We start from the raw sequence: 20,892 nt of genomic DNA, 5'->3' as shown, positions 1-20,892 counted from the left end.
ATTTGGATCGCGTCAGTTCTGGTAGTAATAGCCGCGCGGCTGATAAACCTGCCGCGGCTGCGGCTGATAGTAGGTGCCCTGCTGGCCGTAGCCCTGGTCATAGGTCGGCTGCGGCAGTTGCTGGTAGGCCTGCGTGCCATAGGGCCGCGTGATCGGACGCGGCGCCGGATAGCGCGCGCCGGTGTCGCTGCCGTCGGCGGGGTAGATGTAATTGTCGTCCTGCGGCATGTAGCGACGGGCGGGCTGCTGCGGCGGCGTCAGGTTCACGGGATCGCCAGTGGTCGCGTACTGCTCTTCGGCAGGCTGCTGCGGCGCGCGGGCGATTGCATTGTTGGTGCGGCCGCGCGGATTGCGCGCCAGCGCCACCTGCGCCGAGCCGGTCAGCGTCACCGTGGTGTTGAGCACGCCTTGCTGCTGGACCAGCGCATAGAGAGTCGAGGCGTTCTGTCGCGACAGCCGCACGCAGCCATGGGACGCCGGCGAGCCGAGACGGCCGACCGAGTCGGTGCCATGGATGGCGTGGCCGACCTTGGTGAAGAAGATCGCGTGCGGCATCGGCGCGTCGTCGAATTCCTTGGAGTAGTGATCCTCTTCCATCCGGAAGGTGCGGAACGCGCCGTTTGGCGTCTCGCGCGAGGGGATGCCGGTCGATACCGGCCAGTGATACCGCGCGACGCCGTCGACCGCGACGGTCATCTGCTGATTGTCCTTGTCGACGGTGATCTCAACCTTGGCCTGCGCGCTGCCCGCGCTCAAGAGCATCAGGGACGTGAACACGATGAAAAAGGAACGCATCTGGAAACGCATTTGAATCCTGGCCTCCGGCCTGTTCACGCTAGGCGCCGCGGCTCTCCGTCCCCGGCGTGCAATATGCCTGCAATCCGGCTTTCGTTCCAGCGGCCTGCTCAGCCATCGTTAACGTGATGCCGGGCGTAAGCAAGGCCGCTTGGTGGCGCGCGGGTCGCGGCCACGCTGACATTTTCGCGAGCAGGCGCACCTCCATTGTGGCGCCATTTGTCATGCGGGCGCAACCAATTGGCCCGTTCGGCGTTAGTGCAGCGCCCATATCTCGGCCAGCGGGTCTCGCGGGCCGGCTTACCCTTATGAAATACAATGAACAGAGTTCGTGTGGCCGCCGCTTCGCTGCCGGCCGGTCGTTCTGCCCGCCTGCTCTTCGCAGGCGCCGCTATCCTCCTCGGCCTGACGTGCCTGCCTCAACTCGGTCACGCCCAGGGTATTGTCCGCGGCGCTCAGGAAGGCTCCTATGAAGGCAACCGTATCGCGGGCCCGGTCGGCGGTGCGGTCGGAGGCGTCGTCGGCGCTGGCGTGGGCGGTGCTGTCGGCGCGGTTGAGGGGGTGTTCGGCATTCCCCATCGCGGTCATCGTCGCTGCCGCGGCTATTATGACGGCTACAATCACTTCCACTGTTACCGGTAACCCGCCGCCATTCCGGGGTTCGCGACTCTGTCGCGCCCCGGAATGTTAGTTCTTCAGCCGGTACCCGGTGCGGAAGATCCACCAGATCACGACGAGACAGATCACCAGGAACGCCAGCGTCATGCCGATGCTGACGGACATGCTGACGTCCGCGATCTCGTAGAAACTCCAGCGGAAGCCGGAGATCAGATAGACGACCGGGTTGAGCAACGCGACCGTGCGCCAGGTGGGCGGCAGCATGTCGATGGAATAGAAGCTGCCGCCGAGGAAGGTCAGCGGCGTCACCACCAGCATCGGGATCATCTGCAGCTTCTCGAAGCCATCGGCCCAGATGCCGATGATGAAGCCGAACAGGCTGAACGTCACCGCCGTCAGCACCAGGAAAGCCAGCATCCAGACCGGATGGTGGATATGCAGCGGCACGAACAGCCCGGCCGTCGCCAGGATGATCAGGCCGAGGATGATCGACTTGGTCGCTGCGGCCCCGACATAGCCGAGCACGATCTCGAAATATGAGATCGGCGCCGACAGGATCTCGTAGATCGTGCCGGTGAATTTCGGGAAGTAGATGCCGAACGAGGCGTTGGCGATGCTCTGGGTCAGCACCGAAAGCATGATCAGGCCCGGCACGATGAAGGTGCCATAGCTGACGCCCTCGACCTGGCTGATGCGCGAGCCGATCGCGGCGCCGAACACCACGAAATAAAGCGAGGTCGACACCACCGGCGAGACGATGCTCTGCAGCAGCGTACGCCAGGTGCGCGCCATTTCGAACAGGTAGATGGCGCGGATGGCGCGATGATTCATGGCGTCCTCACGAGGTCGACGAAGATGTCCTCGAGCGACGATTGCGTCGTGTCGAGATCGTTGAAGCGGATGTTGGCGTTGCGGAGGTCGCTGAGCAGGCTGGTGATGCCGGTGCGCTCGCCCTTGGTGTCGTAGTCGTAGACCAGCGTCGCCCCGTTATCGCAGAGTTCGAGCTCGTAGTGATTAAGGCTCTCCGGCAGCGCGTCGAGCTTGCCCTGCAGATGCAGCGTCAGCCGCTTCTTGCCGAGCTTCTGCATCAGGCTCGCCTTGTCCTCGATCAGCACGATCTCACCCTTGTTGATGATGCCGATGCGATCGGCCATCTCCTCGGCTTCCTCGATGTAATGCGTGGTGAGGATGATGGTGACGCCGGATTGCTGCAAGCCGCGCACCACCTCCCACATGCCCTTGCGCAGCTCGACGTCGACGCCGGCGGTGGGCTCGTCCAGGAACAGGATCTGCGGCTCGTGCGACAGCGCTTTCGCAATCATCACGCGGCGCTTCATGCCGCCGGACAGCGTGATGATCTTGTTGTCCTTTTTGTCCCAGAGCGAGAGGTCTTTCAGCACCTTCTCGATATGATCAGGGTTCTTCGGCTTGCCGAACAGGCCGCGGGAAAAGCTCACGGTCGCCCACACGCTCTCGAAGGCGTCGGTGTGCAATTCCTGCGGCACGAGGCCGATCAGCGAGCGCGCCTTGCGGTAGGAGCTCTGGATGTTCTCGCCACCGACAAGAACCTTGCCTTCGCTGGGATTGGCGATGCCGCAGATGATCGAGATCAGCGTCGTCTTGCCGGCACCGTTCGGACCGAGCAGCGCGAAGATTTCGCCGCGCTTGATGTCGAGATTGACGTTCTTGAGCGCCTTGAAGCCGGACCCATAGGTCTTCGACAGATTGGCGACGGAAATGATGGAGGACATGAGGGCCGGTAGGGCTGGGGAGGGGGCCGGAACCAGCCGGGAACGGCGGGTCAGCGGAGTTCTGAGATAGGAATGCCTCTGGCCGGTCGCAATCGGCGAGAGAAAAATGGTCTCAAAACGGGCGCTTCGGTGGCAGGTTTCGGGCAGGTGTTGCGCGATGGCCACGGACTGTGGCTAAGATCGCCGTTCACGCGGCTCTTTGTTGCGTCTGCGAGCCGGCCGTGGCTACGATTCCGGCCAATCGCAAAGCGTATTGTCCCCAGGGAAAACACCGATGAGACCGAACGGCCGTCACACCGCCGGCGCCAGCCAGTTGTCCGCCCTCCGTGTATGGGCGATCTGCCTGCTCGTGCTGTCAGCTGTTGCCATCAGCCCGACCACGGCCCGGGCTGCGCCGAGCCAGGCCCAGGTCGCGACCACACATGTCTACCTGCTCCGCGGCGTGCTCAACATCTTCTCGCTCGGTCTCGACACGATCGGCGCCCGCCTCCAGGCGCAGGGCGTGCCGGTGACCGTGGCCAATTTCGTGTCCTGGTCCTCGCTTGCCGATGAAGCCGCAGCGAACTACAAGGCCGGCCGGCTCAAGACCATCGTCCTGGTCGGGCATTCCTCCGGCGCGACCGCGCTCCCCGACATGATCGCGAAGCTCAACCGGCTCGGCGTACCCGTGAAGCTCGCGGTCGGCCTCGATTCCGTGTTCAAGACCAAGCTCTCGACCGGCGCGGAGCGTTACATCAACATCTATATCGGCGACGGTCCCGGCGAGCCGGTGAAGCCTGCAAACGGCTTCCGCGGCAAGCTCGACAATGTCGACGTTCGCGGCACCGGCGTCGGCCACATCTCGATCGACAAGAACGAGGCGATCCAGCGCCGTGTCATCGCCGAGATCGACGCCGCCATCTTGCGCTCGCGCGCGCCTGCGGTTGCTGTCGCCGAGCCCGGCGCACCCCGGCCGGCGCGCTCGGCGGCGGCAACGGCTCCCCGGAATTAAGCCCCTCGCCCAGCAAGCCGCTGAATTGACGATGCCGCCGTCATACCGACGGCGGCATTGTCGTATCTGCATAACCCAAGACCTGTCTGAAAAGCCGAGACTTGATCACTCGCCGGTCGAGAAGGGAACTCGGCACACGATCTGGTGTTGTTACACCATGACAAGGAGACAAAACGTCGGCCCCATGGCGGTTCAGCCCGAGCGGGCGTGGACCGGTCGGCCTGTTCTCGAAAAGGTACTTGAGAAAAAACCGCAGCCTCAATCGAGCCAAGTGAGCGCGGGAGCCGGCTTGTTGAGGCAGCACGCGCTCCGAATGCAGCGTGCGTTGCTCGCCGGTAAAAGCGACGGTCGCAAGAGCTCCTTGAAATGATGGGGCGGCTTTCGGGTGTGCCGTCCGTCTGGGACCAGTACACGTGAAGATTTTTCAGTGTCCGTCATGTCGCCATCCCGTTTCGTTCGAGCACGTCGCGTGCGCGAATTGTGGCACTGAGCTGACGTTCGATTCCTCGCGCATCGAGATGACGAAACTTGCATCCCGTCAATCTTGCCGAAACCGCGAGATCATCGGTTGCAACTGGTGCGTCGAGGGTGCGGACTGGTATTGCGGCTCGTGCCGCCTCACGCGCACGACTCCTAATCTCGGCAGCACCAGAAACATCATGCTTTGGCGCCGCATGGAGGAAGCCAAGCGTCGTCTTCTCTATGATCTCAGTCGCCTCAGGCTTCCGCTTGCATCGCGCAGCGGCGCACGATTGGCGTTTGACATTCTCTCGGACGAGGTCAGTCCGATCCTGACGGGGCATCTCTCGGGCCTCATCACGCTCAACCTTGCCGAGGCCGATGATGTCGAGCGAGAAGCTCGCCGTGTTGCGTTCCGGGAGCCGTACCGCACGCTGCTCGGGCATTTCCGGCACGAGATCGGTCACTTCTACTGGGCCATGCTCGTTGACGGCACGACATTCCAGGCCCCGTTCAACCTGATCTTCGGTGACCAGGCGCAGGACTATCAAGCCGCGATCAACTCCTATTACAGCCGCGCCGATCGTTCATACGACCGAAGCGGCTTCATCAGCGAGTACGCCACGTCCCACCCCTGGGAGGATTGGGCGGAAACGTTCGCGCATTTCCTGCATATCGTGTCGACGCTCGACTCGCTGGCAGGTTTGCCGTTGTCGCTGGACGATCGCGCCCGCCGGACCCTGACGGATCCCTATCTCGAGAGCGACTTCGAGGCGCTACTGTCACTTTGGATGCCGCTTGCTCGCAGCATCAACGAACTCAACCGCTCGCTCGGGATGAGGGACGCATATCCGTTCGACATATCGCCGGCGGTCAAAGGCAAGCTGCATCTCGTCCACATGGCGATCAGCGCCTTCCGCGGTCAGCAGAGGTTGGCAGCGTAAACGCCGGAGAGGACAGCCCCCCGTTAAGTCAGGGCGTTCTCGGGGGAAGTGAATCGGTTCGCGTCAAGAAACCGCGTGAAGCAAGAATGTCGGCACACAATCAGGACTGATCATGCTCTGGAGGCCAAGAACGCGCGAATGCTCTCCGCAATCTCCCGCGCGTGCGTTTCCAGCGCAAAATGGCCGGTGTCGAAGAACTGAACCACTGCGTTGGGATTGTCGCGCTTGAAAGCCTCGGCGCCGGGCGGAATGAAGAATGGATCGTTCCTGCCCCAGACCGCCAGGAACGGGGGCTTGTGGGTGCGGAAATAGTCCTGGAATGACGGATAGAGCGCGACGTTGCTCTTGTAGTCGCCGAACAGGTCGAGCTGCACCTCGTCAGAACCCGGTCGAGCCAGATAGAAATTGTCCAGGTTCTGGCCGTCCGGCGACACCATCGCGGCATCAGCGACGCCATGCGTGTACTGCCAACGTGTCGCCTCCGGCGTGAGAAGGGCGCGCAGCGCGTCGCGATTGGCGGGCGTAGGGTCCTGCCAATAGGCTTTGATCGGAGACCAGCCGTCGCTCAGGCCATCTTCGTAGGCATTGCCGTTCTGGGAAATGATGGCGCTGATGCGCTCGGGGTGGCGCAGCGCAAGCCGAAAGCCGGTTGGTGCGCCATAGTCGAAGACGTAAATCGCGAAACGATCGAAACCGATCACTTCGGTAAAGCGCTCGATCACCTGAGCGACATTGTCGAAGGTGTAGCGGAAGCTTTCTCGTGCCGGCATGTCGGACTGACCGAAGCCGGGAAGGTCGGGCGCGACGATGTGGAATTTATCGGCGAGCAGCGGGATCAGGTCGCGGAACATGTGGCCGGCGCTGGGGAAGCCGTGCAGCAGCAGCAGCTTCGGTGCGCCTTTTGGACCGGCCTCGCGATAGAACACCTTGAAATCATCGACGTCGGCAGTGCGATAGGTGGTTGGGGTCATGGCCATCTCCGTTAATGTAACCTGTAAATAGCTAATTTGAAGGTTACTAACCTGAGTGATAACTTGTCAATGGCGATTATATAGGTTACTGGCTAATTTCAGCAGGCCAAGGACCGCTCATGAACAGACCGCCCGCGATGTTCATCGCCGACTCGCTCGGTCTCGATTTCCTCAATTCGGTGGCGACGCCGGCCGAGACGCCCGTCGACTGGCTCGACGATGGCGAAGGCCTGGTCGATTGGCTGGCCCAGGCCAGGCTGGTGCCGGCGGATGAGCTGGATGGGCTGAAGGCGCGCGCAAAGCCGGGTGAACTCGACAAGGTTGCCGACCAGGCCCGCGCCTTGCGCGAATGGTTTCGCGGCTTTGTGCGGAAGCATGCAGGCCGGCCGCTGACGGTGGATGGACTTCGTGAACTCGGTCCGCTGAACAGCCTGCTCGAGCGCGACGAAGTCTTCAGGCGGATCGAGCCGGGGTCGGACGATGGCGGCGTTCTCGTGCTGCGAACAAAGCGACGCTGGCGATCACCGGACTCCCTGCTGCTGCCCATCGGAGAAGCAATGGCGAAGTTCGTCTGCGAGGAGGATTTTGCCGACGTGAAGGCGTGCGAGGGCCATAACTGCACAATGCTGTTCGCCGATCACACCCGCCGGCGTGCGCGGCGGTGGTGTATCATGGCGGTCTGCGGGAACCGCGCCAAGCAGGCCGCGCATCGCAGCCGGCTCAGGAGCAGGCAATGACGGGCCGGCGTGTTCATCATGCAGGTCGCGGAGCTTTGATGCGCGAGGCGGCGCGTCGCCCGCCGGTTCCGTGCCCCAAATTCCACCCAATCGGCCGTCACTAAGCCCGGTGGGGAAGCCTTTGCCTCCCGTGGTGGGACTGCTGGACTGATGATTGATTTGAGGCGACTAGTCGTGCTGGCAGCCGTTGCGCTGCTTGCCCTGAGCCCCGGCATGGCCGCCGCCTCACCTGCGAAGTCCAAGACCACCGCGGCCGTCCCCACCGCGCCGCCGCCTCCGCCGTTCGAGCCGTTGCCGCCGCCGAAGATCTACCTGTTCCGCGGCGCCATGGGACCGATCTTCTCGACCGGCATGGACCGGCTCGAAGAGAAGCTAACGAAGGCCGGCTTTTCCGCCAACGTCTATGAATTCACTATCTGCCGATGGATCGGCGATCGTGCCATCGCCAGCTACAAGGAATCGCCGGCCCCGATCGTGCTGATAGGCCACTCGATGGGCGGGCTGTGCTCGATCATCATCTCCGAGATGGCGGAAAAGGAGAACATTCCGATCAGCCTCGTCATCGCCATCGACCCTGCGCATGCGACCGGCGATGTGCCGCTCAATGTCGAGCGCTTCATCAACATCTTCCTGTCCGACAGCGTGCTCGGCGGCGGCGACGTCGTCGCAGTCCCCGGCTTTCGCGGCCATTATGCGAGTTACGACCTCAAGGAAAACAGCCGCGTCTCGCACATCAACATCGAAAAGTCCGACGACATCCATCGCCAGATCGTCGAGATGGTGACGCAACTGCCGCGCATTCCGCCACAAACCCAGTCCGGTGCCGTGCCGCTGCGCTATCTGGTGCCCGCGGATACGCTGGTCGAATTGTGGGATAGCGGCGTGCGGGTGCCGGTGCGCCCCGGCGACACCATGGAGAGCATCGCAGCCGCCAATCGCGTGCCGCTGTGGACGCTTGCGCAGAGCAACTCGCTTGCAGAGAACGCGCAGCTTACCCCGGGCCAGACCATCATCGTCCCGCGCCACCTGACGCCGCCCGAGCCTGCATCCGCGATGGCGACACCGCCGCCGGTGCCAGCGAAGCGCAAGTAGGCTCTTCGCCTTCTCCGCAAGCGGGAAAAGGAGAGAGCTACACGTTCGACCCGTTGATCGCGTCGATCACCGCATCCGTCACTTCCTTCGTCGTCGCCTTGCCGCCGACATCGGGCGTCAGCACGCCCGCCGCACAGACACGCTCGACCGCCGCCATCAGCCTCGAGGCCGCATCCTTCTCGCCGAGATGCTCGAGCATCTGGGCGCCGGTCCAGAACGTCGCGACCGGATTGGCGATGCCCTTGCCGGTGATGTCGAAGGCCGAGCCGTGGATCGGCTCGAACATCGAGGGGAAGCGGCGCTGCGGATCGATATTGCCGGTCAGCGCCACGCCGAGGCTGCCGGCCAGCGCGCCGGCGAGGTCGGACAGGATGTCGGCGTGGAGGTTGGTCGCGACGATGGTGTCGAGGCTCTTCGGATGCAGCGTCATGCGCACCGTCATGGCGTCGACCAGCATCTTGTCCCAGCTGACGTCGGGGAATTCACCGGCGACCTCGGCCGCGATCTCGTCCCACATCACCATGCCGTGGCGCTGCGCGTTCGACTTGGTCACCACGGTCAGGAACTTGCGTGGACGCGACTGCGCGAGCTGGAACGCATAGCGCATGATGCGGGTGACGCCGACGCGGGTGAACACGGCGACCTCGGTGCCGACCTCTTCCGGCAGGCCCTTGTGGGCGCGGCCGCCCATGCCGGCATATTCGCCTTCCGAGTTCTCGCGCACGATCACCCAGTCGAGATCGCCGACGCCGACATTGCGCAGCGGCGAGGAAACGCCGGGCAGGATCTTGGTGGGACGCACATTGGCGTATTGGTCGAAGCCCTGGCAGATCGGCAGGCGCAGGCCCCACAGTGTGATGTGATCGGGCACGTCAGGCGCGCCGACCGCACCGAAATAGATCGCGTCGAACTTCTTCAGCTCGGTGAGGCCGTCGGCCGGCATCATCACGCCGTGCTTCCTGTAATAGTCCGAGCCCCAGTCGAACGTCTTGATGGTGAAGGCAATGTCGCCGCTGCGCTCGGCAAGCGCCTCCAGCACGCGGATTCCGGCCGAGATGACCTCGGGGCCGATGCCGTCGGCGGGAATGGCTGCGATCGAATGGGTGCGCATAGGAAGGCTCCGTTTGGGATGTCAGCGGGATTGCGGGGACGAGTTCGACGGGCGCGATCTGGCCGCGCGACAATAGCAGCGTCAGGATCTCCGAGAGAACGAGCAGCCACTACGACAGATGCGGAACATGATCAATTCTTGAGCGGCCGGAGCTAAAATCCGGTCACCAATGCTGGCTTGCCCGGTCACGCGGGTTCGAATATGTATAGACATGTTCGAGCGAGAGAGAGCCGGCATGGACGACCGCGTGCTTGTCTTCGAGGGAATTGGCCAGGACTTCCCAGCGCCGGACCGCCGAACCGCCGTTCGTGTCCTGGACGGCATCAGCTTCGAGGCCGCCCGCGGAAAATTCGTCGCGGTGATTGGCCCGAGCGGATGCGGCAAGAGCACGCTGTTGCAGATGGCGGCCGGATTATTGATTCCGACCCGTGGCGCGGTCCATCACGGCGGCCGCAAGGTCACGACGATCAACACTGAAGTCGGTTTCGTACCACAGCAGGCACAATTGTTTCCCTGGAAGACGCTTGCCGAGAACGTCGAGCTTCCTCTTTTGCTGCGCGGCGTCACGACCGCCGAGCGGCGCGAACGGGTGGCGAATGCGCTCGGCGCCGTCGGTCTCAAGGGGTTTGAACAGCATTTCCCGACCCAGCTGTCTGGCGGCATGCAGAAGCGCGGCTCGATCGCGCGCACCCTGGTCTATCGGCCCGATGTCGTCCTGATGGACGAACCGTTCGGTGCGCTCGATGCGCAAACACGTATGGTGATGCAGAGTGATTTGCAGACCCTGTCCATGGAAGCGGGTGCGACCATCCTTTTCGTAACGCACGACATTACCGAGGCCGTGCTGCTGGCCGATCATGTCATTGTGCTGAGCCAGCGTCCGTCGCGTCTGCTCGCCAACATTCAGATCAATCTGCCGCGGCCGCGCAACATGTTTGAGCCGTTCCGCAATCCCGGCTTTGAGGCAGCTTATGATGCCGTCTGGACCGAATTCCGATCGCAAATCGACATTGGACGCGTTCATTGAGCCAGAGCAAGCCGATGGCCGACATGACCTATGACGTCTCCGACGGTGCGCGCCGCAATTTCGGCGCGGCGATCGCGGCGAGATCTTTGCAATGGCTGTTGCGGCTGCTTCCGGGCATCGCGTTGCTGCTGTTCTGGCAATGGTCGGCCGGACGGCTGATCAAGGAATTGTATATCAGCAAACCGACCGCGGTGGCCCAGCGGCTCTACGAACTGTTCGCCTCCGGCGAGATCTATCCGCATTTGTGGACGACTGGTCAGGAACTGGTGCTGGGCTACACTATCGGCGTGGTAGGCGGCGTACTGGGCGGCTATGCGCTGGGACGCTCGCCGCGGCTTGCACGCATCTTTGAACCCTATGTGATGGCGTTCTATGGCGTGCCCAAGATCGCGCTCGCGCCGCTCTTCATCATCTGGTTCGGAATTGGCATGGGATCGAAGATCGCGCTGGCCTCGATCATGGTTTTCTTCCTGGTCTTCTACAATGTGTTTGCCGGCGTGCGCAGCGTCGACCGCGAGGTCGTCAACCTCACCCTGATCATGGGCGCGAACCAGCGACAGCTCACCTATCACGTCTTTCTGCCGGCTGCGGCGCCGTTCGTGATGCTCGGCATGCGGCTGGCCATTCCATACAGCGTGATAGGCGTGATCGTCGGTGAGTTCACCTCTTCGGCACAGGGGCTGGGCCTGTTCATTCACGAGGCATCGTCGACTTACGACCCGGCCGGCGTATTCGCGGGCATCGTCATTCTTCTGGCTTTCGTGACAATCGCGAATCTGCTCGCCGGCCGGCTGGAGCGACGGCTTCTGCGCTGGCGCTCGCTGTCGGGCACCGGGCCGGCCGACATCTGAAAGATATTGGAGAGCGCAATGCGTACGATAACGGGTTTGAAAGTTGCGATCGTCGCCGGCGCGCTGGCGTTGCTGCTGCCAGGTGCTGCATCGGCGCAACAAGCGGTACGTATCGGGCTGGGGGCTCCGACGCTCAGTTTCCTGCCCATCTGGTCGGCGCGTGCGCTGGATACGTTCAAGCCGGAGGGGCTGACGGCCACGGTGGTGGCCTTGCCAGGCGGCGACCCTTCGGCGCTGGCAGCGCTGGACGCCGGCGATATTGAGCTCGCGGCAGTCGGTCCCGATGCGATGCTGCGCGCTGTCGCCAAGGGGCAGCCATTCGAGATCGTCTATTCGCTGATGTCGAAAGTCACGCTTCAACTCGTCGTTTCACCGGCGTTGCTGGAGCGCACAGGCGTGAAGGCGAGCGACCCGCTCGAGAAGAGGATCTCGGCGATGAAGGGTACGCTGGTCGGCGCCACCGCGCTTGCCGGAGCCCAGGAGATCGCGGCGCGCTGGCTCGTGGGCAAGGGCGGCCTCGATCCGAAGAACGATCTCAAGGTGGCGCAGGTCGGCAGTCCGACCGCCATTCAGGCGGCTCTCGAAACGAAACGGATTGACGCCTTCTTGCTGTCGCCACCGGAGGGATATCTGGCCGAGAAGGCTGGTACTGGCGTCGTGCTGGTATCGCTCGGCGACGACTTTCCGTTGCTCGCGAACCAGCCCTATCTCGTGCTCGTCGCCAAGAAGCCGATCAGCCCGGCGACGGCGGATCTCATCACCAGGACGGCGAAGGCCCTTCAGCAGGCCAGCGCTGCCGTCACCAGCAAGCCCGACGAAACCGCGGATGCGATCCAGAAGCAGTTCTTTCCGAAAGCGGATCCGCAAGCCGTTTCGGCTGCCGTCAAGTCGATGCGCAACGGTGTCGCGCAAGGTGGCAAGATCGACGTCCAGAGCATGCAGAACGCGCTGACTTTTGCCAAGGAGGTCGGCACCAACTTCGGCAAGGAGTTCGATGCAAAGGCGTCGGAGGATGATTTATGGACGAACCGCTTCGTCGGTGCGGCAAAGGCAAAATAGCGGAACTGCACGATCGAGGGATCACGCGGGTTGAGGGTAATTGGCCGCACGCGCCTCTGCATCCCATCGGGTCATCAGAGCATAGTCCTCGACAGCAACGGGAGTAAAGGCATCGAGGCGGAGCCTCTCCCTGAGGCCGACGCAGCCGGGAGCATCCGCGAAAGTCGCCAGCGTCGCCTGCAAATTGGCCACGATGTCGTCTGGACAACCAGGCGATGCGATTAGAAATGGAATAGGTGCCGGATCGGTGGTCGCGATCACCCTGAGTTCTGATTTCAGATCCGGCTGATGGCGCTGCATCAGATCGAGTGCATAACCATCGAGCGGGCCCACATCGATGGCGCCGGCCAAGAGTGCTTCGATGACGCGGCGTGGCGTCGTCAACGGTCCGATGCTCTCGCGATAGAGCTTCGCGCCGCGGTGGAGAAAGTACGGCAGAAGGTGGTGCCGCAAGGCATTGTAGCCTGAATGAGAGTCAGCGACGGTATAGCCAAGCCGACCGTCAAAGGTCTCCTCGATCGTGTGGAACCGAGAATCGGCGCGGACCACGAGGCAGGTCGCATAGACCGGTCGTCCGCGGATCGGAGCGTTCGTCGGCACGGGCGCTGCGACTGACCGTGGCCGGTGCGTTGCCAGCGTGAACGGAAATCCGCACATGAAGGCGCACGCGAGATCGTTGCGCGACCACAGATCTGCAAGCGGAAGCGGGAACGCGTGATCGATGATATCGAGGTCGACGCCGCTTTCGCGCGCAAGCCATCCGAACAGGTCTTTCCAGGCGGCGGCCGCCGGCGGATTGACCGAATACATTCGCGCGTTGGCGACGTATGTCATACCGGCTGTTCCACGCCGTATCAGTCAGGCGAAGCGCAAGCGCTGTCCCACGCCGATGCGTTCGGCCTTTTCCAGCATCGCATGGCCGAGCGCGATGTCGGATAGCGAAAGTCCGCGATGCCAGAGCAAGTTGGTTTCGGCGTCGCTTTCGCGGCCAGGCTTGAGGCCGGCGACAATCTGCCCAAGCTCCGCGTGGAGCGTTTTCTCGGAAAGCTTGCCGGCTTCGACATGGGCGCGAAGGCTGCCGAACTTTCCGCCCTTGCACTGACCCCAGTCGTCGACCACGAGCTTGGTCATGATGTCCGTGAGCGAAAGCTCGATCGCGCTCATCGTGCCGTAAGGAACGACGAAAGCGCCCTTCTTGATCCAGTTCGTCTTTAGCATCGGTGTCGGCTTGTCGAGCCGGGAGGCCTCGACCACTATGTCGGCGCCCTCGAGGCACGATTGCCAATCCGGCGTCGCGACCACCTTCTTGCCGAGGTCCTTGCTCAGCCGCTCCGCGAAGCCGTTGCGGCTTTCCTCGCGCCGCGAATGCACCCGGATCTCGTCGAAGTCGAAGAGATGGTCGAGCAGCCGGACGTTCCAATAGGCGGTGCCGCGCGCCCCGATGTGACCGAGGACTTTCGAATTCTTGCGAGCCAGATATTTGGCGCCGATCGCGGTGACGGCGCCCGTCCGCATGTCTGTAATGCCGCTCGCGTCCATGATGGCCCGTGGTGCGCCGGTGCGGGGGTCGAACAAGGCCAGAATGCCCAATTCCGAATGAAGGCCGAGTTTGTAATTGTCGACGAAGTCGCCGACGATCTTCACGCCCGCCCGGTCGATCGGAGGCTTGATCGCCCCGCGCAGGACGTTGAAGTGCCCGTTCGCCGCACCGGGTTCGAGGTGAACCCGCGGCTCGATCACGGTATCACCCCTGCCTTGCGCTGCCAGGCTCGTCTCGATGGCCGCAAGGATCTCCTCGTCGGTGATCTTGAGTTCTTCGATGTCGAGACGGTTGAGATAGGAAATGTAGATCGGCGGCATCGCAGCACTCCTCCGAGATATGTCTATACATTATCGCCCGGCAGGAGGGTGTCAATCGCTGCGTCCCGCGGCTTGGCGCTGAGCAGACATGCCTGTGTGGACGTTCAACACCTGCTATGAAGCCGCTCGGCGGTTGAGTTGTGAATGCTCTGGAGGGAAGGTGGGACGATGACCGGGACAACGAGTGCAAAGCCAGGCGAGTTGCAGGTTGCGATCGCAGGCCTGGGCTCGATCGGCACCAAGATCGCGACCGCGCTCGATCAGGGCATTGACGGGCTGACGCTATCCGCCGTCGCGGTACGGGATCCCGCCAAGCATCAGGACTTCATCGGCGGCCTGCGTCATCCGCCGAAGATCCTGCCGATCGATCAGCTCGGCGAGGTCGCCGATCTCGTCGTCGAATGCGCACCGAGCCACCAGTTGCGCGCGATCGTCGAGCCTGCCGTGAAGCGCGGCAAGGCCGCGGTCGTCGTCAGCGTCGGGGGCCTGCTCGACAATTTCGACCTGGTCGATCTCGCCCGCGCCAATGGCGGCCGCATCCTCGTGCCCACCGGCGCGCTGATCGGGCTGGATGCCGTCAACGCCGCGTCCATCGGCACCATTCATTCCGTGAGGATGGTGACGCGCAAGCCGGTCGACGGGCTGAAGGGCGCGCCGTTCATCGTGCAGAACAACATCGACATCGACAATCTGCGCGAGCCGCTCAAGCTGTTCGAGGGCAGCGCGCGGGAAGCGGCGAAGGGCTTTCCGGCCAACGTCAATGTCGCCGTTGCACTGTCGCTGGCGGGTATCGGGCCCGACCGCACCCAGATCCAGGTCTGGGCCGACCCGACCGTGACGCGCAACGTTCATCGCATCGAAGTCGAGGCGGATTCGGCGCGGTTCTCGATGGGCATCGAGAATATCCCCTCGGAGAATCCCAAGACCGGCCTGATCACGGCGCTATCGGTGATCGCGCTGCTGAAGAAGCAGCGCGCCACGCTGTGCGTGGGGACGTGATGGGTTGAGGCGGTCCATCACCGCCATCCTGAGGTGCTCGCCCTGCAAAGCAAGGCGAGCCTCGAAGGACGACGGCCCCGCTGCATCGTGGCCCTTCATTCTTCGAGGCTCCCGGCGCGATGCTTTGCATCGCGCCACTCGCACCTCAGGATGACGGAACGCCGATGCACGCGTCCGTGGCGCTGACCTCAGCGCATTTCCTTTTTACGCCCCCGTCACGCGCCAGATCACGTTGCCGACGTCGTCGGCCATCAGCAGTGATTTCCTATCGGGACCAATTACGACGCCGACCGGGCGGCCATAGGATTCCTTCTCGTCAGGGGACAGGAAGCCCGACAGGATGTCGCGACCGGGGCCGGACGGCTTGCCGTTCTCGAACGGGATGAACACCAGCTTGTAGCCGGACAGCGTGCTGCGATTCCACGAGCCGTGCTGGCCGATGACCATGCCGTCGGGGAAGCCCGGCAGTGTTCCCGCGGGCATCCAGCACAGGCCGAGCGAGGCGGTGTGGCCGCCGAGCGCGTAGTCCGGTTGAATCGCCCTGGCGACCATCGCAGGATCCTGCGGCACGCGGTCGTCCACCGTCTTGCCCCAGTAGCAATAGGGCCAGCCGTAGAAGCCGCCGTCGCGCACCGAGGTCAGGTAATCCGGCGGCGTCTCGTCGCCGAGCCCGTCGCGCTCGTTGACGACGGTCCAAAGCACCCCCGTATTCGGCTCCCATGCCAGACCGACCGGATTGCGCAGGCCCGCGCCGAAAATGCGGTGCGTGCCGGCAACGAGGTCGAGCTCGTAGACCGCGGCGCGGCCTTCCTCGACCTCCATCCCCATCTCGGCGATGTTGCTGAGCGAGCCGACGCCGGCATAGAGCTTCTTGCCGTCGGGGCTTGCGAGCAGGCTGCGGGTCCAGTGGCCGCTCGGCTTGAATGTCGTGAGCCGCTTGCCCGGCGCGGTGATGCGGTCGGCGTTGGCGACGTAAGGAAAGGCCATCACGCCGTCGGTGTTGCCGACATAGAAGGTGTCGCCGACCAGCGCCATACCGAACGGCTGGCTGAGATTCTCCATGAAGGCGCCGCGAACTTCCGCGACGCCGTCGCCGTCCTTGTCGCGCAACAGCGTGATGCGGTCGGCGGACACGCCGAGCGCCGCGGCGCGCCGCATCGTCGCCTGCATCGCATAGTGGAATACGCTGCGCGGCGCGCCCGCGATCTGCGTTGCTTCCGCGATCAGCACGTCGCCATTGGGCAGCACCTCGATCCAGCGCGGATGGTCGAGCCCGGTCGCGAACGCGTTGACCTTGAGCCCGGGCGCAACGGTCGGCTTCTGGCCCTCGCGCCAGCCGCGCGCGGTCGGCATCTTCAGGGTCGGGATCGCGCCTTGCGGCTTCGCCTCGGGAATGGCGGGCTTCTCTCCCCAGGCCGGCGCAGGCACGGTGCCCGACAGCTTCCGCCATTGCAGCGCGATGCCGCCGAGAAGCGCAACGAACTGCGCAAAGATGCTGGAGAAAGTCATGAGCGGGCCCCTGTTTGCGCGCGCATCCAACTGGCTGACGGGGCTGACGTCAACCTGTGTCGGGCGCCGGCCGGACCTATTCCGGTGGAATGGCAGCCGATCGATTTTGCATGGGACGAACGTCGATGGCCCTTGCCCGGAGATCAGCCGCGGATCTGCCGCTCGAGCTGCTTCGCCACGCGAAAATCATCGAGGTGCTGGATGTTCGGAGCCAATGCGGCCTCCTTGGACAGCAGATGATAGACCCGCGCCACGGTGCGCTGCTTCTGCTTCGGCCGCCCGCGCGGCAGCGCCCGCGCCTTGCGGATGGCGGCGATCGCGTGCTCGCGAAAATAATCGAAGGCGTCCGACATGGCTCGATGCTCTGCGGCGGGTGGCAGCTGTAGACGGATAACGGGCGAGCGGAGGGGCGGTTCCCTGGTGCGTCAGACCCGCGCCTTCCTACTCTCTCACCCGTCATCCTGAGGTGCCGGAGCGTAGCGGAGGCCTCGAAGGATGAACGGCCCGGCTGCATCGCGGCCGTACATCCTTCGAAGCGAGGTTCGCGATGCATGTGCATCGCGAACCTCGCACTCAGGATGACGGGTCCAACAGGAGTGTTAATCCGAGAAAGCGAGACGCTTACCGCGGCGACAGGAACGGGATGAGCATCGGGACGCGGCGGCAATAGGTGCCGTAGGCGTCTTCGCCGAGCTCCTTGGACAGGAACACCTCTTCCATCCGACCCTTCTGCCACATGCCGAGCGAGATGAGGATCGCACCCAGGATCGTCGTCACCAGGCCGATCGCTACCCCGGTCACCAACATGCCGAAGATCAGCCCCGTGTAGATGGGGTGGCGTACGAAGCCGTAAGGCCCGGTGTCGATGACGCGGTGGTCTTCCTTCTGGGTGATGGCGTCAGACCAGAATTTTCCGAGATGCAGCCGGCCCCACCAGGCGAAGGCAATGCCGGCGGCCGAGAGGATCGCGGCAATGGCGATGCCGGTGTTGCCGAGCACCCAGAGCGGCTTCCAGCCCAGGATCTCCGCGACCCACGGCGTGTACAGGATGCCGCCGACCAGGATCGGCAAGCGAAAGCGCTGCGACTCCAGCGTCATGACCTGCTTCTTGGTCTGCCCTTGCCAGAACGAGGCGCCGACCCAACTGGCGAGGAATGCCAGCCAGAGCAAGGCCAGGAGTTCGGTCGGCCAGGCCGTGGTCCAGCCACCCCAGGCCACAGAGAGAAGCTTGCTGAAATCGAAGGACATGAAGGTTCTTTGCGTTGGGCGGCGGCTTTAGCTCGCGCGCGAAGAGAGCGCGCGATGCTGGAGGGCGCCGGAGGGCTGCTGGCCGTTGCGGGCGAGCAGATGGGTGATGGTTTCGCGCAGGACTGGCTCGATCGGACGCGGCGAATAGCCGAGCTCGTTGCGCGCCTTGCCGATCGAGAGGTCGCTCGCGGCGAGCGCGATGCGGACGCCCTCGGCGGTGCCGTTGGGCGGCCGGCGCGTGACGTGGTCGGAGATGTATTCCAGCATGATCGCGGAGAGTTCGGCGATCCTGCCGGGCACGACGATCGGATACTGCCGGCGGCCGCTCATCGCCGACATCATCCGCAGGATGTTGCCGAGCGGGACGCAGTCGCCGCCGAGGATGTAGCGCTGGCCGATGCGGCCGCGCTCCATGGTCAGCACGAGGCCCATGGCCACGTCGCGGACATCGACGAGGTTGACCAGGAAGTTGAGGTGCGGCTGCACCTTCTTCTGGAGGAAGTACCACAGCATCGCCGTCGGCGGTGTCAGGTTGTGGTCGGCCGCGCCGATCGGCATGGTCGGCGTGCCGATCACGAGCGGAAAGCCGCTGGCCGCCGCTTTCGCGGCATGATGCTCGGCGAGCGACTTCGACCGCGTATAGGCACCGGGCATCGCGTCGGCCGGCTGCAGCGCCTCTTCGGCGGCGACGCCCTTGAGGTCGGAATACGGGAACAGGATCGATTCCGTCGAGCAGTGCAGGAAGCGTGACACGCCGCGCTTCATCGCGGCTGCGAGCACCACCTCGGTGCCGCGGAAATTGACGTCGTGAAAGTCCTGCTTGTTGGCAACCCACATGCCGGGCAGGCCGGCAAGGTGATAGACTTGGTCTACGCCGGCGATCGCAGCGTCGACCGCCGCACCATCCAGCACCGAACCGTGGACGTATTCGACATCGGCGTTCGCCGCGGCGGGCGCGCGGACGTCGAGCACGCGCACCCGCTGCCCACGGGCGCGGAGCGCTTCGACGAGGTGATGTCCGATGAAGCCACTGCCACCGGTAACCAGTACGAGAGCCATGCAGAAGGTTGCTGTTTCGCGTCTAGAGCTATCGGGTTGAAAGGGAATTGGTCGGAAGAGGCGCCAGAATCGCGGCAAGGTCGCGACGGAAGCCCAGTGCGATGAACAATTTCGCCATCACGAACATCGGTCCAAGCAAAAGATGCGAAGGAAAAGTGAACAACGAGGCTTCGCGACCCTCGAAAACCTTGTGGCCGATGGCCTGCGCGGCGAGGCCGAGCACCACCAGCGCGGCGAAAATCGCCCACATCGTCGCGGTGCCGACTTGCGCCGCAACGGTCGTCGCAACCGAAAACAGCGCGATCGAGACCGCCAGAATGCCGATCCCGAGCGCCACATCGAGCAGCAGCCAATACATCAGGACAGGCAAGGCCAGGATCACGGCGAGGCTGACATCGAAACCGAACAGCGGCAGCCTGACCAGCGTCAGCGGCATCACGGCGCCGGTGAACAACAGCAGAATGCCGACCACATGCATCGCCGTGTTCCGGGGATCGCGATGGTACTCGACATAAACGGCAAGTTGGCGCTGAAAATAGCCACCCATTTCGGTCTCATGCAGCACGGGGTCGGGAAGGGCGAACAGAGCCTATAGCACCGGACCGGGCGGTGCACAAACCGGCGCTTTTGTCGCGCGAAACCATATCGGTGCGCCCGGAACAGGCTACAAAATGATCAAGAGTTCAAAGGGTTCCCGCAGGTGCAAAGCTGCGTGCGCTCAGCGCTTCTTGGCGGGCTTTTTCGCCGCAGGCGCGGGCGCCGTAGCCGGACGCGCCGGCGCCTCCTCGGGCACCTTGGCATAGGTCAGGATTTGCAACTGGCCGTTGACGGCCGAGGTCGGCTTGGCCCGGTCGAGAAACTGCTCCTCGCCGAGGCCGATCGGATGCAGCCGCTTGGTCGAGATCTTGAACGTGTTCACCAGCACGTCGCGGATCGCGTCGGCGCGGCGCTGGCTCAGGATCGCGTTGGCCTCGCGCGTCTTCGAGTTGGATTCGACGTGGCCGACGATCAGGAACGTGTAGGGCAGCAGCGAGGAATGAACCAGCGCGTCTGCGATGCGGCCGACGGTCTGGTAGGAGGCCGGCTGGATGATCGGCGTGTCGGCGTCGAACTGGATCTGCGCGTTGAAGGCCGGCAGCTTGGCGAGGTCAGGCGCGATCGGCGGCCGGTTCACCGGACCGGGGTCGTTCTTGATCCTGGCCTTGGCGCGCTCCATCACCTGCTGCTTCAGCGCGGAAAGGTCGACCTCGGCAGCTTCTTCGAAATGGTTGAGCTTGCCGACGATGTCGTCGCGGGTCGGCGCCGCCGTCTGGGCGTCGGCCGCGCCCGTGAGCAAAGCAAGGCCGAGCACGACCGCAATTCCGGCAATGAAGAGCCTGCTCGCGCGCATCAGCGGTACCCCGCGTCGTCGACGGCCTTCAGGCAGTTGTTGCTGATGCCCTTGGGCGTCGAAACCAGGCAGGGGATCGATTTGCTGGTCTCCTTGGTCGAGCCGCCGCAGACCTTGACGATCTCGCGCTGGCAGGCGTTCGCCACCGTGACGCGCGCGGCGACGCGCTTCTGGATGGCGTCGAACGCGCCGAGATAGTCGCTCGCGCACTGCTGGGACAGCACATCGCGGTTGCGCGACAGGCACTCTTTCAGCCGGGTCGAATCCGGGTTGACGCCGCGGCAATTGGCGACGATTTCCGCGCCGCAGCTCTTGGCCAGCAGCCCGATCGAATCGCCAAAGCTCATGGTCTCCGCCGCGCTGAGCGACGGCATCCCCAATGTCAGCAAGATCAGTGCGATGCCCCGGACCATGGCTGCAT

At 63.7% G+C, this 20,892-nt stretch carries 23 protein-coding genes; 9 read left to right on the top strand and 14 right to left on the bottom strand.

All coding sequences use genetic code 11. The features are described from left to right. Window positions 1-12 precede the first annotated feature (12 nt). Window positions 13-807 carry a L,D-transpeptidase gene (locus CIT40_RS26525; protein WP_193550888.1) on the bottom strand — a complete coding sequence of 265 codons (795 nt, stop codon included), beginning with the start codon at window positions 805-807 and terminating at the stop codon, window positions 13-15. 306 nt (window positions 808-1,113) lie between these two features. On the opposite strand from CIT40_RS26525, the gene CIT40_RS26520 reads away from it, so the two are divergent. Continuing rightward, window positions 1,114-1,437: a hypothetical protein gene (locus tag CIT40_RS26520; protein WP_094893902.1), complete on the top strand. Its 324-nt coding sequence runs from the start codon at window positions 1,114-1,116 to the stop codon at window positions 1,435-1,437. A gap of 45 nt (window positions 1,438-1,482) precedes the next feature. On the opposite strand, the gene CIT40_RS26515 is transcribed toward CIT40_RS26520, so the two are convergent. Both CIT40_RS26515 and CIT40_RS26510 read right to left on the bottom strand, forming a co-directional pair. Next, on the bottom strand, window positions 1,483-2,244 hold the full coding sequence (locus CIT40_RS26515; RefSeq protein WP_094893903.1) for an ABC transporter permease: 762 nt from the start codon (window positions 2,242-2,244) through the stop codon (window positions 1,483-1,485). Next, window positions 2,241-3,164 carry an ABC transporter ATP-binding protein gene (locus CIT40_RS26510; RefSeq protein WP_094893904.1) on the bottom strand — a complete coding sequence of 308 codons (924 nt, stop codon included), beginning with the start codon at window positions 3,162-3,164 and terminating at the stop codon, window positions 2,241-2,243. Before CIT40_RS26510 ends, CIT40_RS26515 begins: the two co-directional genes overlap by 4 nt. A gap of 274 nt (window positions 3,165-3,438) precedes the next feature. Between CIT40_RS26510 and CIT40_RS26505 the strand changes: the two genes are divergently transcribed. Then, entirely contained in the window at window positions 3,439-4,155 is a 717-nt protein-coding gene (locus CIT40_RS26505) for a hypothetical protein (protein WP_094893905.1), read from the top strand. Window positions 4,156-4,568: 413 nt separating this feature from the next. Then, on the top strand, window positions 4,569-5,558 hold the full coding sequence (locus CIT40_RS26500) for a zinc-binding metallopeptidase family protein (protein ID WP_094893906.1): 990 nt from the start codon (window positions 4,569-4,571) through the stop codon (window positions 5,556-5,558). Window positions 5,559-5,668: 110 nt separating this feature from the next. On the opposite strand, the gene CIT40_RS26495 is transcribed toward CIT40_RS26500, so the two are convergent. Then, window positions 5,669-6,529 carry an alpha/beta fold hydrolase gene (locus CIT40_RS26495; RefSeq protein WP_094894024.1) on the bottom strand — a complete coding sequence of 287 codons (861 nt, stop codon included), beginning with the start codon at window positions 6,527-6,529 and terminating at the stop codon, window positions 5,669-5,671. A 119-nt stretch (window positions 6,530-6,648) separates the two neighbouring features. On the opposite strand from CIT40_RS26495, the gene CIT40_RS26490 reads away from it, so the two are divergent. Further along, window positions 6,649-7,266, top strand: coding sequence for a CGNR zinc finger domain-containing protein (locus tag CIT40_RS26490; protein ID WP_094893907.1), 618 nt, complete (start codon window positions 6,649-6,651; stop codon window positions 7,264-7,266). A 150-nt stretch (window positions 7,267-7,416) separates the two neighbouring features. Further along, complete coding sequence (locus CIT40_RS26485; RefSeq protein ID WP_094893908.1) at window positions 7,417-8,358, top strand: LysM peptidoglycan-binding domain-containing protein; 942 nt, start codon at window positions 7,417-7,419, stop codon at window positions 8,356-8,358. Window positions 8,359-8,395: 37 nt separating this feature from the next. Here CIT40_RS26485 and CIT40_RS26480 read toward each other — a convergent pair whose 3' ends face one another. Beyond that, window positions 8,396-9,469: a tartrate dehydrogenase gene (locus tag CIT40_RS26480; protein WP_094893909.1), complete on the bottom strand. Its 1,074-nt coding sequence runs from the start codon at window positions 9,467-9,469 to the stop codon at window positions 8,396-8,398. 235 nt (window positions 9,470-9,704) lie between these two features. On the opposite strand from CIT40_RS26480, the gene CIT40_RS26475 reads away from it, so the two are divergent. The 3 genes from CIT40_RS26475 to CIT40_RS26465 are packed head-to-tail and all read left to right on the top strand — an operon-like array spanning window position 9,705 to window position 12,406. Beyond that, window positions 9,705-10,496: an ABC transporter ATP-binding protein gene (locus CIT40_RS26475; RefSeq protein WP_162307683.1), complete on the top strand. Its 792-nt coding sequence runs from the start codon at window positions 9,705-9,707 to the stop codon at window positions 10,494-10,496. After that, window positions 10,493-11,347, top strand: coding sequence for an ABC transporter permease (locus CIT40_RS26470; protein WP_094893911.1), 855 nt, complete (start codon window positions 10,493-10,495; stop codon window positions 11,345-11,347). The genes CIT40_RS26475 and CIT40_RS26470 overlap by 4 nt, the downstream gene beginning before the upstream one ends. Before the next feature lie 18 nt (window positions 11,348-11,365). Then, a complete protein-coding gene (locus CIT40_RS26465; protein WP_094893912.1) occupies window positions 11,366-12,406 on the top strand; it encodes an ABC transporter substrate-binding protein in 1,041 nt (346 codons plus the stop codon). Window positions 12,407-12,427: 21 nt separating this feature from the next. On the opposite strand, the gene CIT40_RS26460 is transcribed toward CIT40_RS26465, so the two are convergent. Together CIT40_RS26460 and CIT40_RS26455 are read right to left on the bottom strand one after the other, a co-directional pair. Next, window positions 12,428-13,240, bottom strand: a complete 813-nt coding sequence (locus CIT40_RS26460; protein ID WP_094893913.1) for a phosphate/phosphite/phosphonate ABC transporter substrate-binding protein — start codon at window positions 13,238-13,240, stop codon at window positions 12,428-12,430. Window positions 13,241-13,264: 24 nt separating this feature from the next. Then, window positions 13,265-14,266, bottom strand: a complete 1,002-nt coding sequence (locus CIT40_RS26455; protein ID WP_094893914.1) for an ornithine cyclodeaminase family protein — start codon at window positions 14,264-14,266, stop codon at window positions 13,265-13,267. Between the two features lie 168 nt (window positions 14,267-14,434). Here CIT40_RS26455 and CIT40_RS26450 point away from each other — a divergent pair, with 168 nt between their 5' ends. Then, complete coding sequence (locus CIT40_RS26450) at window positions 14,435-15,265, top strand: aspartate dehydrogenase (RefSeq protein ID WP_094893915.1); 831 nt, start codon at window positions 14,435-14,437, stop codon at window positions 15,263-15,265. Window positions 15,266-15,469: 204 nt separating this feature from the next. Here the strand turns inward: CIT40_RS26450 and CIT40_RS26445 are convergent, their stop codons facing one another. The 7 genes from CIT40_RS26445 to CIT40_RS26415 form a co-directional block, all read right to left on the bottom strand. After that, the gene (locus tag CIT40_RS26445; RefSeq protein ID WP_094893916.1) at window positions 15,470-16,774 is read right to left on the bottom strand and encodes a PQQ-dependent sugar dehydrogenase; all 1,305 of its coding nucleotides are present in this window, start codon (window positions 16,772-16,774) and stop codon (window positions 15,470-15,472) included. Window positions 16,775-16,917: 143 nt separating this feature from the next. Then, a complete protein-coding gene (locus CIT40_RS26440) occupies window positions 16,918-17,127 on the bottom strand; it encodes a hypothetical protein (RefSeq protein WP_094893917.1) in 210 nt (69 codons plus the stop codon). 268 nt (window positions 17,128-17,395) lie between these two features. Beyond that, on the bottom strand, window positions 17,396-18,022 hold the full coding sequence (locus tag CIT40_RS26435) for a methyltransferase family protein (protein ID WP_094893918.1): 627 nt from the start codon (window positions 18,020-18,022) through the stop codon (window positions 17,396-17,398). A gap of 27 nt (window positions 18,023-18,049) precedes the next feature. Beyond that, complete coding sequence (locus CIT40_RS26430; protein ID WP_094893919.1) at window positions 18,050-19,081, bottom strand: NAD-dependent epimerase/dehydratase family protein; 1,032 nt, start codon at window positions 19,079-19,081, stop codon at window positions 18,050-18,052. Between the two features lie 28 nt (window positions 19,082-19,109). Continuing rightward, the gene (locus CIT40_RS26425) at window positions 19,110-19,628 is read right to left on the bottom strand and encodes an Mpo1 family 2-hydroxy fatty acid dioxygenase (RefSeq protein WP_162307682.1); all 519 of its coding nucleotides are present in this window, start codon (window positions 19,626-19,628) and stop codon (window positions 19,110-19,112) included. A gap of 171 nt (window positions 19,629-19,799) precedes the next feature. Next, on the bottom strand, window positions 19,800-20,471 hold the full coding sequence (locus CIT40_RS26420; RefSeq protein ID WP_162307681.1) for an OmpA family protein: 672 nt from the start codon (window positions 20,469-20,471) through the stop codon (window positions 19,800-19,802). After that, entirely contained in the window at window positions 20,471-20,884 is a 414-nt protein-coding gene (locus CIT40_RS26415; protein WP_162307680.1) for a hypothetical protein, read from the bottom strand. The genes CIT40_RS26420 and CIT40_RS26415 overlap by 1 nt, the downstream gene beginning before the upstream one ends. Window positions 20,885-20,892 lie beyond the last annotated feature (8 nt).

It is taken from the genome of Bradyrhizobium amphicarpaeae, from assembly GCF_002266435.3.
Lineage (GTDB): Bacteria > Pseudomonadota > Alphaproteobacteria > Rhizobiales > Xanthobacteraceae > Bradyrhizobium > Bradyrhizobium amphicarpaeae.
This window is presented reverse-complemented; position numbering and strand designations above follow the sequence as displayed.